General features: G+C 54.5%; 11 protein-coding genes. 8 read left to right on the top strand and 3 right to left on the bottom strand.

The features are described 5' to 3' along the window. Window positions 1-98 precede the first annotated feature (98 nt). The 4 genes from MUU47_RS20080 to MUU47_RS20065 all read left to right on the top strand — a co-directional run bounded on the left by MUU47_RS20080 (window position 99) and on the right by MUU47_RS20065 (window position 5,439). A complete protein-coding gene (locus tag MUU47_RS20080) occupies window positions 99-1,193 on the top strand; it encodes an HlyD family secretion protein (protein WP_258989928.1) in 1,095 nt (364 codons plus the stop codon). Continuing rightward, window positions 1,190-2,761: a DHA2 family efflux MFS transporter permease subunit gene (locus tag MUU47_RS20075; protein ID WP_258989927.1), complete on the top strand. Its 1,572-nt coding sequence runs from the start codon at window positions 1,190-1,192 to the stop codon at window positions 2,759-2,761. Before MUU47_RS20080 ends, MUU47_RS20075 begins: the two co-directional genes overlap by 4 nt. Window positions 2,762-2,763: 2 nt before the next feature. After that, on the top strand, window positions 2,764-4,290 hold the full coding sequence (locus MUU47_RS20070) for an efflux transporter outer membrane subunit (RefSeq protein ID WP_258989926.1): 1,527 nt from the start codon (window positions 2,764-2,766) through the stop codon (window positions 4,288-4,290). A gap of 108 nt (window positions 4,291-4,398) precedes the next feature. Further along, window positions 4,399-5,439 carry an aldo/keto reductase gene (locus tag MUU47_RS20065; protein WP_258989925.1) on the top strand — a complete coding sequence of 347 codons (1,041 nt, stop codon included), beginning with the start codon at window positions 4,399-4,401 and terminating at the stop codon, window positions 5,437-5,439. Window positions 5,440-5,505: 66 nt separating this feature from the next. On the opposite strand, the gene MUU47_RS20060 is transcribed toward MUU47_RS20065, so the two are convergent. Together MUU47_RS20060 and MUU47_RS20055 are read right to left on the bottom strand one after the other, a co-directional pair. Then, complete coding sequence (locus tag MUU47_RS20060; protein ID WP_258989924.1) at window positions 5,506-6,783, bottom strand: anaerobic sulfatase maturase; 1,278 nt, start codon at window positions 6,781-6,783, stop codon at window positions 5,506-5,508. 54 nt (window positions 6,784-6,837) lie between these two features. Then, entirely contained in the window at window positions 6,838-8,526 is a 1,689-nt protein-coding gene (locus MUU47_RS20055; RefSeq protein ID WP_258989923.1) for an arylsulfatase, read from the bottom strand. 360 nt (window positions 8,527-8,886) lie between these two features. On the opposite strand from MUU47_RS20055, the gene MUU47_RS20050 reads away from it, so the two are divergent. The 3 genes from MUU47_RS20050 to MUU47_RS20040 all read left to right on the top strand — a co-directional run bounded on the left by MUU47_RS20050 (window position 8,887) and on the right by MUU47_RS20040 (window position 12,384). Then, window positions 8,887-10,260 (top strand): glycoside hydrolase family 1 protein, encoded by a 1,374-nt coding sequence (locus tag MUU47_RS20050; protein WP_258989922.1) that lies wholly within the window; start codon window positions 8,887-8,889, stop codon window positions 10,258-10,260. Between the two features lie 79 nt (window positions 10,261-10,339). Then, entirely contained in the window at window positions 10,340-11,668 is a 1,329-nt protein-coding gene (locus MUU47_RS20045; RefSeq protein WP_258989921.1) for a PTS sugar transporter subunit IIC, read from the top strand. Window positions 11,669-11,670: 2 nt separating this feature from the next. Beyond that, the gene (locus MUU47_RS20040; RefSeq protein ID WP_258989919.1) at window positions 11,671-12,384 is read left to right on the top strand and encodes a GntR family transcriptional regulator; all 714 of its coding nucleotides are present in this window, start codon (window positions 11,671-11,673) and stop codon (window positions 12,382-12,384) included. A 67-nt stretch (window positions 12,385-12,451) separates the two neighbouring features. Here MUU47_RS20040 and ldtB read toward each other — a convergent pair whose 3' ends face one another. Beyond that, the gene (gene ldtB, locus MUU47_RS20035) at window positions 12,452-13,372 is read right to left on the bottom strand and encodes a L,D-transpeptidase (protein ID WP_258989918.1); all 921 of its coding nucleotides are present in this window, start codon (window positions 13,370-13,372) and stop codon (window positions 12,452-12,454) included. 228 nt (window positions 13,373-13,600) lie between these two features. Between ldtB and MUU47_RS20030 the strand changes: the two genes are divergently transcribed. Then, on the top strand, window positions 13,601-15,196 hold the full coding sequence (locus MUU47_RS20030; protein WP_110509994.1) for an ABC-F family ATPase: 1,596 nt from the start codon (window positions 13,601-13,603) through the stop codon (window positions 15,194-15,196). Window positions 15,197-15,208 lie beyond the last annotated feature (12 nt).

The raw sequence follows: 15,208 nt of genomic DNA, 5'->3' as shown, positions 1-15,208 counted from the left end.
GATTTCCTGGCAAATTCCTGGCAAATGTAGAGCAACCTCCTAAGTTTAGTGAACGGCGAATGTGTTACGCCGTTAACCCACAGGACCGTTGTGACGCTATGGCAGAGACGAATACCCCTTCTGAAAAAGAACAAAATAACGAGACACCCACTTGTAAGAAACCCGGAAAGAAGCCGTTAATCATTCTGGGGATTGTGGTCGTGGTGATGCTGATCATTGCGCTGGTGTGGTGGTTTTTGACCCGCAATGAGGAAACCACTGACGATGCGTTTACCGACGGCAACGCGGTGACTATCGCGCCAAAAGCTGCAGGTTACGTGACCGAGCTGAAAGTGTCCGATAACCAGCGGGTGAAGAAAGGCGATCTGCTGGTGGTTATTGATCCTCGCGATAACACCGCCCAGCGTTCCCAGGCGAAAGCCCAGCTGGGGCTGGCGGTGGCGCAACTCCATCAGGCGCAGGCACAGCTGGCGTTGTCAAAAGTGCAGTATCCCGCTCAGCGCGATGAAGCGCGCGCGCAGGTACTGAAAGCGCAGGCCGATTTAGCTAACGCTGAAGCGTCATACCGTCGTCAGCGCGGCGTCGATCCGCGGGCGACCACTCAACAGAATATCGATTCGGCGAATGCACAACTGCGCAGTGCTCAGGCAGGATTAGCCAGCGCCAAGGCGCAGCTGGAAGTGGCCGATCAGGTGCAGCTGCAAATCCGTCAGCAGGAAACTAACGTTGAGGCGCGTGAGCGTCAGGTCGATCAGGCCAAAGCCCAGCTGGAAACGGCGGATCTGAACCTTTCTTATACCGAAGTGCGAGCTCCGTTTGACGGCTTCGTCACCAAGCGTAATGTGCAAAACGGCACTCTGGTGCAGGCGGGCACCGCACTGTTTTCTCTGGTTTCAACGGACGTATGGATAACCGCCAACTTTAAAGAGTCTCAGCTTGAAAGAATGAAGCCGGGGAATAAAGTCAGCGTGTCGGTCGATGCGTGGCCGGACATAGAACTGGAAGGGCATGTCGACAGTATTCAGCAGGGCAGTGGGGCGAAGTTCTCCGCCTTCCCGGCAGAAAATGCCACCGGTAACTTCGTGAAGATAGTTCAGCGCGTACCGGTGAAAATCGTGATTGATAAAGGCCTGGATGCGAATCATCCGTTACCGCTGGGCCTGTCTGTTGAGCCGAAGGTAACGGTGGAATGACCGACAGCAGCCATGAAAACTGGCGGCCCGCCAGCAATCCGTGGGCGGTGGCGATCGTTGTCACCCTTGCGGTATTTATGGAAATTCTCGACACCACTATCGTCAACGTGGCGCTGCCCCACGTTGCCGGGTCACTTTCGGCCAGCTACGACGAATCCACGTGGGTGTTAACCAGCTATCTGGTGGCGAACGGTATCGTGCTGCCGATTTCGGCCTTCTTAAGTCGCCTGCTCGGACGCAAACAGTTCTTCATCATCTGCATCGTGATGTTCACCATCTGTTCGTTTCTGTGTGGCATCGCCACAGAGCTTTGGCAAATCATTCTCTTTCGCGTGATGCAGGGTTTTTTTGGCGGCGGCTTACAGCCCACGCAGCAGTCGGTGCTGCTTGATTACTTCAAACCGGAAGACCGGGGCAAGGCGTTCGGCCTGTCGTCGATAGCGATTATCGTTGCCCCGGTGATGGGCCCAACCCTCGGCGGCTGGATAACCGACAGCTACTCCTGGCGCTGGGTATTCTTTATCAATATCCCGGTCGGCATTCTGACGGTGCTGGCGGTGTATCAGCTGCTTGAAGACCCGCCGTGGGAGAAAAAAGTCGAAGGTAAAGCCAGCATCGACTGGACCGGAATCGGACTTATTGCTCTTGGACTGGGCTGTTTGCAGGTGATGCTCGATCGCGGTGAGGACGACGACTGGTTCCACTCGAACTTTATTATCACCTTTGCGGTGCTGACGCTGATTGGTATTGTCGGGGCGATTTACTGGCTGCTTTACGCCCGCAAACCGGTAGTGGATTTACGCTGTATGACAGATCGTAACTTTGCGATTTCCTGCCTGCTGATGGCGGGCATGGCGATGATCTTGTACGGCAGTTCGGTGGTTATCCCTCAGCTCGCTCAGCAGGATTTGGGCTACACCGCCACCTGGTCGGGGCTGGTGATGTCGCCGGGCGCGGTGCTTATCGTGCTCACCATTCCGCTGGTGCTCAAGTTGATGCCGATTGTACAAACCCGCTGGATAATCGCTTTTGGTTTTACTCTGCTGGCGGTGTCCTTCTTCTGGTCGCGAAATCTGACGCCCGCTATCGATTTTGAAACGCTGGTCTTGTTCCGGTGCGCCCAATCATTAGGGCTGGGATTCCTGTTTGTGCCACTGACCACTATTGCCTTTGTCTCCATACCACGCCGGCTGAATGCCGATGCCGCGGCGCTGTTCACCATGTTCCGTAACGTGGCGGGATCGGTGGGTATTTCGCTTTCCACTGCGGCTATAACCGAACGAGCACAAACCCACAGCGCCTATCTGGCCTATAACGCCACGCCGTTTAACGAATCTTTCCAGCTCACGCTAAAAGAGGTGGCGGAAGGAATCCGCAACTTCACCACTCAGGTGGGTGACCCGCTGAGTCTGGCCGGGGGACAAATGTATAAGCAGCTCATCGCTCAGTCCCGATTTCTGGCCTATGTCGATGTCTTTACTCTTTTGAGCGTGGTGGCGCTATGCCTGATCCCGTTTTGTTTACTGCTTTCGCCAATTAAGAGCGAAGGCAGCGCAGGAGCACACTGACGATGTACAGAAGCATACCTTTTGCCCTGTCCGGAATCGCATTACTGCTGGCGGGTTGCTCCGTCGGGCCGGATTACCTGTCACCGCAGCCGAAAACGCCGTCGCACTGGAATGATCCCGGAGACAACGCGGCGGCCTCGAAAACCGCGACCCAGGCGGTGAATACGCGCTGGTGGACGACGTTCAATTCAGCCGAACTCAACAGCCTGATTGAGAGGGCGATCATCGGCAATCTCTCGCTGCAACAAACCGCGCTGCGTATCGCCGGGGCGCGTGAACAGCTCAATCAAGCCAACGGCGCGTTCTTCCCGTCGGTGAACGGGAATTTGCAGGCCACGCGCCAGCAGTTGGGTGTTGAAGGCGAGCTGAACTCTCAGGGCGTCTATAGCCAGATTGATAATGTTGACCCGGATTTGAAAGGCGCGTTACAGCCGCTGACCGAGCCGATTCACCTGTATCAGGGCAGCTTTGACGCGCAGTGGGAACTCGATTTGTGGGGAAAAGTACGGCGTCAGGTCGAAGCGGCGAAAGCGCAACAGCAGGCGGCAATTGAACAACGCAACGATGCGCTGGTGTCGCTGGAGGCGGAAGTCGCCCGCGCCTGGCTCCAGCTGCGTGGCACGCAGAGCATTATGGCAACCATGAATACGCAGATAGCCAGCGCCCAGGAAACCCTGGAGCTGACGCAAAGCCGACAGAAGGGTGGGCTGTCGCCGCAGATGGACGTCGAAAACGCCCGCGCACAGCTGGGAAATCTTGAAGCGCAACTCCCACAGTATGAAGCGCAGGAACGACAGGCGATGAACGCGCTGGCGATTCTGCTCGGCAAACCGCCGGGCGCGCTGGATGGCGAACTGCGCACCCCGCAGCCGCTGCCGAACTTACCTGACGTGGTGCAAACCGGCATCCCGTCGACCCTGGCGCGCCGCCGTCCGGACGTGCGCGAAGCCGAAGCCAATTTACATGCCGCCACGGCGCAAATTGGTGTCTCTGTGGCAGAACTGTTCCCCAGCCTGACGCTGAACGGCCAGTTTGGTCTGCGTAATACCGAAACTAACTGGCTTACCGACTGGAGCAGTCATTTCTACAGTGTCGGCCCGCAGATTTCGATTCCCATTTTCCAGGGCGGACGGCTGGTCTCCAGCGTCAAACTGGCGCGGGCGCAGCAGGGCGCGCAAGTGCTTCAGTATCGGCAAACCGTGCTGACGGCGCTCGGCGACGTTGAGAATTCGCTGGTGAGCTATCGCAGCGACCAGAAACAAGAACAGGCATTGCAGCGCACGATTGACGCGTTACAAAGCGCCTTTAACCTCGCCAGTGACAGCTACAAACAGGGGCTCGCGACGTTCATTGACGTGCTGGATGCGCAGCGGCAACTGGCGCAGGCGGAGCAGCAGCACGCTCAGGCGCAGGTGCAAAGTCGCATCGATTTAGTCGCGCTGTATAAAGCCCTGGGCGGTGGCTGGGAAACTTATCAGGACGTGCATCTGCCGGATTATTCGGTATTCGGCGATGCGCCTCGCGGTTAAGGTTTAGAGAATTGGGCAAGAAACGGGCAGGAACGCCCCATTCGCAAACGCAGGCGTGTGGTTATAACTATACGACACACACCAACGACATCCCCTGAGGAGAAAGTTATGCGTTACCAGAAATTAGGCAATACCGGTCTGTTTGTGTCCGAACTGTGCCTTGGCACCATGACGTTCGGCGGCGAAGGCGGAATGTGGGGTAAAATTGGCCAACTGCAGCAGGCGGACGCCGAGCGGCTGGTTGGCAGCGCGCTGGATGCGGGCATCAACTTTATCGATACCGCCAACGTTTATTCGGAAGGGCGCTCGGAAGAGATCACCGGCCAGGCGCTGAAAAACCTCAAAGTGCCGCGCGAAAACGTGGTGGTGGCGACCAAAGTGTTTGGCGAAACCGGCACCGCGGGTGTGAACTCACGCGGCAGCTCGCGCTATCACATCATCAACAGCGTCAAAGAGAGCTTGCGCCGGATGCAGCTCGATCATATCGACCTGTTTCAGCTGCACGGCTTCGACCCGGCTACGCCGATAGAAGAGACGCTGTACGCGCTGGACAATCTCGTGCAGCACGGCCATGTGCGCTACATCGGGGTGTCGAACTGGTCGGCGTGGCAAATCATGAAGGCGCTGGGCATTTCCGAGCGGCTGGGCCTGTCGCGTTTTGCCTCACTGCAAGCGTATTACACCATTGCCGGGCGTGACCTCGAACGCGAACTGGTGCCGATGATGCAAAGCGAAGGCGTCGGGCTGATGGTCTGGAGCCCGCTGGCAGGCGGTTTCCTCAGCGGTAAATATGGACGAGATGGGCAAAACGAAGCAGGTGGCCGCCGTCTGGAGTTCGACTTCCCACCGGTAGACAAAGAGCGTGGTTTCGATTGCATCGACGTAATGCGCAATATCGCTGAAAGCAAAGGCGTGTCGGTGGCACAAATTGCACTGGCGTGGCTGCTGCATCAGCCGGTGGTTAGCAGCGTGATCATCGGGGCCAAACGTCCGGATCAGCTGGCGGATAACATCGCTGCCACCGAAATCCGTCTGACGGACGACGAGCTGAAACAGCTGGATGCGGTCAGCGCACTGCCGCGTGAATATCCGGGCTGGATGCTCGAACGTCAGGGCGAGTACCGCCGTAATCAGCTGGCACAGCAATAAAATGTCCCCGGCGGTGTGCCGGGGCGTGGATAAAAACCGGGTAGGCCAGGGGGCCACCCGGTTTTTTTATAGCGGTGGAGAGGCCTGAATCATGGCCGCAATTTTTTCCAGCGTCGGTTTCGCGGTACTGAAAAATGCCTTCAGGCCCGGGCAGAGATAGTTGAGTCCGGTTTCTCCATCGGGGGCACGAACGATGCGATTTTTTGGGCACTCCCCCCAGCAAAGTTTGAGGTGAGGACAGGTTTTACAGTATTCAGGCAGGGTATTTTTCTTGCCCATGCCAAACGCCTGCTGGCGTTCAGAAAACACCATTTGTGCCAGCGACTGCCGGTGGATGTTGCCGAGCTTATACTCCGGATAGACATAGTGATCGCAAGAGAAAACGTCGCCATTTTTCTCCATCGCCAGTGCTTTCCCGCAAAATTCGGCGGTGACGCACAGCTGTGCTGGCAGTCCCATGGTCTGCACCACAGCCGTTTCAAACACGTTGACCTGTACCCGGCCGAGATCGTGATTCACCCACTCCTCAAAAGCGCCAATCAGGAAGCTGCCCCAGTCGTCCGGATCGACTGACCAGTCGGTGACAATTGAGTCCAGATCGCCAGGGTGCGCCCGGCGCGTGCCGGTGATCGGAATAGTGTCATCGCGCCAGAACTGTGGTGCGGTATGCTTAAATTCCACGGGTTCCACGCAGGGAATAAACTGGATATAGGTCGAACCCACGGTCTCGGTCAGAAAGTGATACACCTCCTTCGGGAAGCGGGCATTGACGCGGTTGATGACGACTAAAGTATTGAACGACACCCCGTGGCGTTTAAGCGTTTCGATACCACGCATCACGCGGTCGAAGGTGGGTTTGCCGCTGCGCGTCACACGATAACGGTCGTGAAGTTCCCGTGGACCATCAATCGAAACGCCCACCAGAAAGCGATGTTCTTTGAGAAATTCCGCCCACTCATCGTTAATCAGAAAGCCATTCGTCTGTAGATCGTTTTCAATGCGTTGATGTTTTGGCTGGTATTTCTTTTGTAACTCCACCACTTTGCGAAAGAAATCGAGCCCCATTAACGTCGGTTCGCCGCCTTGCCAGGAGAAGACAATCTCTTCGCCGTCCTGGGTGGCGATATACTGCCGGATAAAGTTTTCCAGTACCTCATCGCTCATCCCTTTGTCGCGATCCTGGTGCAACAGTTGCTCTTTGTGCAGGTAAAAACAGTAGCTACAGTCGAGGTTACAGGTGGAGCCAGACGGTTTGGCCATCACATGGTAACGGCGTTTCAATGGCGGTAAATAGCGTCCGGCATTGACCAGCGGTGTCAGTGGCAGTTTGGTGCTCTCTTTCATAGTCCGGCCTTAAAAAATGAGAAGTCCGGCCCCGAAACGGGGCCGGTGATGCCGTCAGTTGCCGGTCGGCAGAGATATCTGGAAACCTTGTTTTTCCAGCTGCTCGCGAACGCCTTTCACACGCTCATACTGGCTCAGGGTGATTGGGCCGCTGTATCCTTCACTCTGGTTCTTACGCGGCGGGTATTTAACGTAGGTCTGCATCAGGTTCTTGATCGCCTCATTAAAGGTCACGAGCGTCCAGGTGTGCTCGGTATAGTTGTTCATAAAGATATCGTAGCGTTCCTGTGGATCTTGCCAGAGGTCGAAGATCTGCGGCACGGTAGCGACATAGGAAGAGGGGCCTTTCCAGCCGAGGTTAGAATCAACCGCCAGACCGCCTGTTTTCACGCCATCGTCTCCACGGAGGTTGAACACTGCCTTATAGTTGCCAACGCGAACGGCCCCAGGGGTGAGTTCATCTTCGGTAAAGTAGAACCAGCTGTTGCGCGGATCTTTCCCGGTCCCGAACAGCACTGGCGAGATGTCATAGCTGTCGAACATCATCGGTTTGCCGGCACGATCCTCTGTAGGCAATTTGATGTCTGCCACAGAGGCGAACGTTGCCATCAAATCCAGACCGCCGACGATGTCGTAGTTGCGGCTGTGATCTTTGATTTTACCCGGCCACCAGGCGATGGCGGGCACGCGACTGCCGCCCTCACGATCGGTTCCTTTGGTGCCACGGAATGGCGTATACCCGGCATCGGGATAGACATCCTGCCAGGCTCCGTTGTCGGTGGTCCAGACTACAAGGGTATTTTTGTCGAGACCCAATTCGCGAAGTTTATCCATGATATGACCGACGCGGGCATCCATTTCGACCATTGAATCGGCGTACTTACTCTTCGACATTGATTTGCCGATATAGTCAGGATCCGGCATGTTTGGCTGGTGGTTTTTCATGAAGTTGATACTCATGAAGAACGGTTCGCTAGATTTGCTGTTGGCATCGAGATAGTCGATCGCGGCTTTTTCCACATAGCGATCGTAGAACGGTATACCCACCACACCTTCTTTACCGTCAATAACCGGCGTGTTGACATACTCGCCGTTGACTTTGAAATCTTCATGTGGCGCTTCGCCGGCTTTACCCGACAGGGCTCCGCGGGTGACACGCGCGAACATCTCACGTAGTTTCGGATCCATATCCGGGAACCACTTCGGATCGGCATAGGTGTAGGCGTTCAGGTGATAGAGACCGACGTAACGCATTTCGTCATAACCCTGGGCGTTAGGCAGCGCATAATCGGCTTCACCCAAATGCCATTTACCTGTGAAGAAGGTTTTATAGCCCCCGGTTTTCAGCACCGAGGCCAGGGTCCATTCCTCTTTTGGCAGGCCGCCCCCTTGACCCTGGAAGGCCACGGTCGTCATCCCGCTACGGTTCGGAATGCGTCCGGTTTGCATGGCGGCCCTGCCTGGAGTACAGCTGGGCTGACCGTAGAAATCGAAGAAGGTCATCCCTTCATCAGCCATGCGGTCCAGGTTTGGGGTCGGCATGCCGCGGCCAGGGCCACCGCCATAAACCCCCAAATCGCCGTAGCCCGTATCATCCGAAACAATCAGGATGATATTGGGTTTCTTATTGTCGGGGGGCGGAGCAGGCGTATTCGTTGGGTCTTCCGCCACCGCACCACCGGTGCGGATTAGCGAACCGGCGGCAAACGCCAGAACGCCAACACCTTTCCAGCTTTTTCTCATCTGATAGTTCCTCTGCTTATTGTTGAACAGCGTTGGTGGTTCTGTTGCAGTGGTTATTGATAGCCGGGCCGTGTCGCCCCATTGAAGTGAAGTACAAATAAGTAAAGATGTTGTTAGTAGTTTGTAATTTTTTGTTTTCTTCGCAATGAAAAGAGCTTAGAGCCTGAAGTCGAATGACGCCGTCACAAATATCAGTTCATTGAGGAAGTGTTGATAAACGGGCAAGAACGGCATGGCGACAGTACTATCTTTTCGAATCTGCTCACAAAAACAACACAAGCCTTTTGCCTGATTTGTCATTTAGTTCTATATGACTAGTCATTAAATTTAAATGACTAGTCATATTAGCGGAGAGCGACAATGAACAAACTGCCGAAGGATTTTTTGTGGGGTAACTCGGTTTCCAGCATGCAGACCGAAGGGGCATGGAACGAGGGCGGTAAAGGTAAATCGGTGTATGACATTCGTGAGCCGGGCGAGTTTGCGTCCGACTGGAAAGTGGCCACGGATTCGTATCATCGCTTCGAAGAAGATTTTGATTTAATGCAGGATTTGGGCATGAACTGCTACCGTTTCCAGATTGCCTGGAGCCGCGTATGCCCGACCGGTGACGGTGCGTTTAACGAAGAAGGGATCGCGTTTTATCACCGTTTCATCGACGGGCTGATTGCCCGCGGCATCGAGCCAATGATCTGCCTCTATCACTTCGACATGCCGCTGGCGCTGGCCGAAGAGTACAACGGTTTTAACGACCGCCGGGTGATGGATGCATTCGTGCGCTACGGGCAAAAGATGATCGACTGCTACGGCGACAAGGTGAAGTACTGGCTGACCTTCAACGAGCAGAACATTTTCCACATGCCAATCGCGTTCCGCATTTCGGGCTATCTGCGCGGAGAAGAAACCCTGCGCGAACTGTACGAAATTCAGCATCACACCATGGTGGCACATGTGCAGCTGACGCAGTATCTGCACGAAACCAAGCCCGGTAAACTGATGGGCGGCATGCTAGCGCACCAGCTTATCTATCCGGCGACCTGCAAACCGCGCGATATTTTCTGTGCGCAACAGTATGACGAATTCCTCAACCAGAACCTGCTGCGCGTGTACGCAGGTGAAGGCTACAGCCCGGAAGTGATGGCGGTGGTGAAGCGCGAAGGCTTCGACGATATCTATCGCGAAGAGGATTTAGCGTTGATTGCCCGCAACAAAAACGACTACATGGCGTTCAGCTACTACGCCAGCCGCACGCTGGATACCGATCCGATCCCGGAAGGCACCGAGGTTAACTATTACCTGAAATACGGCGATAAAAATAACCCGTATCTGAAAGCCACCGAATGGAACTGGCAAATTGATCCGCTCGGCTTTCGCAGCATCATCACCCGTTATTACAACGACTGGCGGATGCCAGTGTTCCCGATTGAAAACGGCATTGGCGTCATTGAATCCTGGGATGGCGAGAATCCTGTCGCCGATGACTACCGCATCGCCTATCACCGTGACCATATCAACGCCATGAAAGAGGCGATTTTAGAGGATGGCGCGGAGGTGATTGGCTATCTCGGCTGGGGGCTTATCGACATTCTGAGTTCGCAGGGCGACATGCGTAAGCGCTACGGCGTGGTGTATGTCAACCGCGATAACCACGATCTGAAAGACTTGAAACGCGTGCCGAAGAAAAGCTACGCATGGTTGAAACAGGCGATCCGCAGCAACGGCGACGAGATGTAATCTCAGGGCCAGCCGGGTTTCTCCCCGTCAGCGCGAACGTTGGCGGGGATACGAGTGAGTGAAGAAAAGGTCTCTGCAAATGTCTGATAACGTTACATCCAATATGCAGTCTTTTACCGATCGCTTCGTGGAGTTTTCGGCGCGCATCGCGAACCAGGTTCACCTGCGTTCGTTGCGCGACGCGTTTGCCGGTGTCATGCCAATATTTATTCTGGCAGGGCTTGCTGTGCTGGTGAACAACGTGGTGTTCCCGTGGATTTTTGAAGGCGAAACGTTAGTGCGCTTCAAGGTCTGGGGGGAGGCGATTATCAACGGTACGCTCAACATTGCCGCGCTGCTCATCGCGCCAATGATTGCGTGGTCGCTGGCGCGTAACAAAAACTTTGGTAACCCGGTTTCGGCCGTCGTCATTGCGCTGTGCAGTTTCATTATTATGATGCCGATGCAGGTCGATATGGTGCCGGTTGGCGGCAAAGTGGCAGTGAGCCTGACGTCGATTTTGACCTTCGCCAACATTGGTTCCACTGGGATCTTCGCCGGGGTGATTATTGGCCTGCTGTCGACGGAGATTTTTATCCGCATTGCGCAGTTTAAGCAGCTGGAAATCAATCTCGGCGACAACGTGCCGCCTGCGGTAAGCCAGTCGTTTTCATCGCTGCTGCCGACGATTATTACGCTCTCGCTGTTTGCGGTTTTCGCAGCACTGCTGAGTAATTTGCTGCACACCGACCTGATACATCTGATAACGACGCTGATTCAGCAGCCGCTGCGGTTGATCAACACCAGCCTGCCGGGCACTCTTTTTATCTACAGTTTCGGTAACTTCCTGTTCACGCTAGGGATTCACCAGTCGGTGGTGAACAGCGTGGTGCTGGAGCCGTTCCTGCTGATTAACACCAATGAGAACATGCTGGCGTATGCCGCAGGGCAGCCTATTCCACACATCATTAACAACATTTTCGTCCCGACGTTTGGCATGGTCGGCGGCACCGGCAGCACCATTTCGCTGCTGATTGCTATCTTCCTGTTCTCGCGTCAGAAAGCGTCGAAGCAGGTGGCACGACTGGCGATAACGCCGGGCCTGTTTAATATCAACGAGCCGGTGATTTTTGGTCTGCCGATTGTGTTCAACGTGCCGCTGATGATCCCGTTTGTACTGCTGCCCGCCATCGGTATTTTCTTCGCCTGGGTCTGTACCACGCTCGGATTAATGTCGCGCTGCGTGGTGATGATCCCCTGGACAACACCGCCGGTCCTCAGCGCCTGGCTGGCGACGGCAGGGGACTGGAGGGCGGTAGTCGTTCAGTTGATAATCATTGTCTTTGGTGTATTCTTCTACCTGCCTTTCCTCAAGATTTCAGAGCGAGTGGCCTTAAGAAACAATGGGATAAATGACCAGGATGCGTAACAATGGCGGCGAAATATCTTACTATCGCGCGGGAAATTAAGAAGCGGATTATCAGCCAGCGCTATCCCGCCAGCTCACCGTTGCCCGATCAGTTTGCACTTGCGGCTGAGTTTCAGACCAGCCGCATGACTATTCAGCAGGCGATTCGCCAGCTGATCGTCGAAGGGCTGATTTACACGCGTCAGGGACAGGGCACTTTTGTGCGCAAGAATTTCCTCCAGCTTTCACAGTGGGATTTGCCCGGTACCGACTATTTTGGTGCGACCAAAACGTGGGAGCATCTGGGCACGGTCAGTAGTCAGGTAGTGAGGTTCGACCTGCGTTTTCCCAACGAAAAAGAGCAGTCGTCGCTGCTGATTAACGCCGATGCGCCGGTATACGATTTTGTCCGTTTGCGTCTGCTGAACGGCGAACCGATGTCACTGGATGCGACGGTCATGCCGGTGAATCTGGTCCCTGGTCTGAATAAAAGCCATCTGGAAAGCTCGGTGTTTCAGTTTGTCGAAACGCTGGGGCTAAAGATTATGGGGTCGTATCGCGTGGTGCGGGCCATCAAACCGGGTGAACTGGAACAGCAGCATTTACTCTGCGAAGCGGGTGACCCGGTGCTGGAAGTCGAGCAGGTGATTTATCTGGAAGACGGCACGCCGCTGGAGTATGCCCATTGTCATTACCGCTACGATCACGGTGGGATTGTGATTGTGAATAACGGTTAATCAAAGCAGCAGTTATAAAAAAAGGCAGATTTTTCAATCCGCCTTTTTTGTGTTCTGTATCCGATTATCAGTTCAGACGAACTGGCATCCCGGAACGATCCTGTATGGCCTGGTCTACCACTTTGGTATCCACATCCGCCTGACCCGTTACCGTCTGAACTGATTTGTTCAGCGTAATCGGCACCACTTCACCACCAGTAAACTGTGCATCGGTGGTGGACAGTGGGTTGTGAACTTCAATGTAGCGGCTACCGTCTGGCTCAGTGGTCGCTTTAACCGGCTCATCAATAAACTGTACGCGCGTACCGACTGGCACGTTCTGGAACAGGAATTTGATGTCTTCGGTACGCAGACGCACACAGCCGTGGCTCACACGCAGGCCGATACCGAAGTTGGCGTTGGTCCCGTGAATAGCATACAGACGGCCGATATACAGCGCGTACAGACCCATAGGGTTGTCCGGACCCGCAGGCACAACGGCAGGCAGCGGGTTACCGGCTTCGGCGTATTCCGCATGCATTTTCGCCGTCGGCGTCCAGGTTGGGCCCGCTTTCTTACGTTCAACTTTGGTGATCCAGTTGACCGGCGTATCTTTACCCAGCTGACCGATACCGATTGGCAGAACGATCACGGTATTGGTACCCGCCGGGTAGTAATACAGGCGCATTTCCGCACTGTTGATAACGATGCCTTCATGCGGGGTATCTGGCAGGATCAGCTGCTGCGGAATATTCAACACGCTACCGCCTTTCGGCAGATACACGTCAATACCCGGGTTAGCTTCGGTCATGTTGGACAGACCCATCTGATACTGTGCCGCGAAATACTCGAGCGGCTGCTTGTTCTCATCAGGGATTGTGATGACTTGGTTCTGTCCAATCAGACGGCTACCGTCGGTTGGCAGAGGATAGGTCACAGCCGATGCAGTATTGCAAAAGCCCATAACGGCAAGAGCTGCCGCGAAAAGCGTAGATATTTTCATTTTCATCTTATACGAAGTATCGGTGCCACGCAGGCTGTTGTGGGAGAAATGGAACTCTTAATGGGAGCGTATTATATGTCCATTCTACGCCACAGGGAAATCAGATGTGGCCGAAATCACATTTTTTTCACCTTTCGGCTTTATGCTGACAGTTTAGCGCCTGCACGAGTAAGGCGATTTTTATTCCCAATTGTGGCAAAATAGGCCGTTAGTCACATCTTTTAGGATACGCCCGTGTTAGTTACCAGCAACGTCACCATGCAGTTCGGCAGTAAGCCGCTATTTGAAAACATCTCCGTCAAATTTGGCGGCGGCAACCGTTACGGCCTGATTGGCGCTAACGGAAGCGGTAAATCCACCTTCATGAAAATTTTGGGGGGGGACTTAGATCCGACCCTCGGCAACGTTTCTCTCGATCCAAACGAACGCATCGGTAAGCTGCGTCAGGATCAGTTCGCCTTCGAAGAGTTCACCGTGCTTGATACCGTTATTATGGGTCACGCCGAGCTGTGGGAAGTGAAACAGGAACGCGATCGTATCTACGGCCTCGCTGAAATGACCGAAGAAGACGGTTACAAAGTGGCGGATCTGGAAGTCACCTACGGCGAAATGGACGGCTACACCGCGGAGTCCCGCGCCGGTGAACTGCTTCTCGGTGTGGGTATTCCACTGGAACAGCATTACGGTCCGATGAGTGAAGTCGCGCCAGGCTGGAAGCTGCGTGTGTTACTGGCCCAGGCGCTGTTTGCAAACCCAGACATTCTGCTGCTCGATGAACCGACGAACAACCTGGATATCGACACCATTCGCTGGCTGGAAAGCGTGCTCAACGAACGCAACAGCACCATGATCATCATCTCGCACGACCGTCACTTCCTGAATATGGTTTGTACGCACATGGCGGATCTGGACTACGGTGAGCTGCGCGTTTACTCGGGCAACTACGATGAGTACATGACTGCGGCTACCCAGGCGCGTGAGCGTCTGCTGTCTGACAACGCCAAGAAAAAGGCACAGATTGCTGACCTGCAATCTTTCGTCAGCCGCTTCAGTGCTAACGCCTCCAAATCTCGTCAGGCAACGTCTCGCGCTCGTCAGATTGATAAAATCAAGCTGGACGAAGTGAAAGCCTCCAGCCGTCAGAACCCGTTCATGCGCTTCGAGCAGGACAAGAAACTGTTCCGTAACGCACTGGAAGTGGAAAACCTGACCAAAGGCTTCGATAACGGCCCGCTGTTCAAAAACGTCAAACTGCTGATGGAAGTGGGCGAGAAGCTGGCTATCCTCGGCACCAACGGCGTGGGTAAATCTACCCTGCTGAAAACCCTGGTCGGTGATTTAACCCCAGAAAGCGGTACCGTGAAGTGGTCTGAAAACGCCAAAATTGGTTATTACGCCCAGGATCACGAATACGAGTTCGAAAACGATCTCAGCGTGTTCGACTGGATGAGCCAGTGGAAGCAGGAAGGCGACGACGAGCAGGTTGTACGCAGCTTCCTTGGCCGTTTGCTGTTCAGCCAGGACGACATCAAAAAACCGGCGAAAGTGCTCTCCGGTGGTGAGAAGGGTCGTATGCTGTTCGGTAAATTGATGATGGAAAAACCAAACATTCTGGTGATGGATGAACCCACCAACCACCTGGATATGGAATCCATTGAATCGCTGAACATGGCGCTGGAAATGTATCAGGGCACCCTGATTTTCGTTTCCCATGACCGTGAGTTCGTCTCTTCACTGGCAACCCGCGTTATCGAAATTACGCCAGAGCGCGTGATCGACTTCAGCGGTAACTACGAAGACTACCTGCGCAGCAAAGGTATCGACGACTAAGAGCTTGTCACC

This window comes from Scandinavium hiltneri (genome assembly GCF_024764835.1).
GTDB lineage: Bacteria > Pseudomonadota > Gammaproteobacteria > Enterobacterales > Enterobacteriaceae > Scandinavium > Scandinavium hiltneri.
The sequence above is the reverse complement of the archived record's forward strand: the minus strand, read 5'-3'. Positions and strand labels throughout refer to the sequence as shown.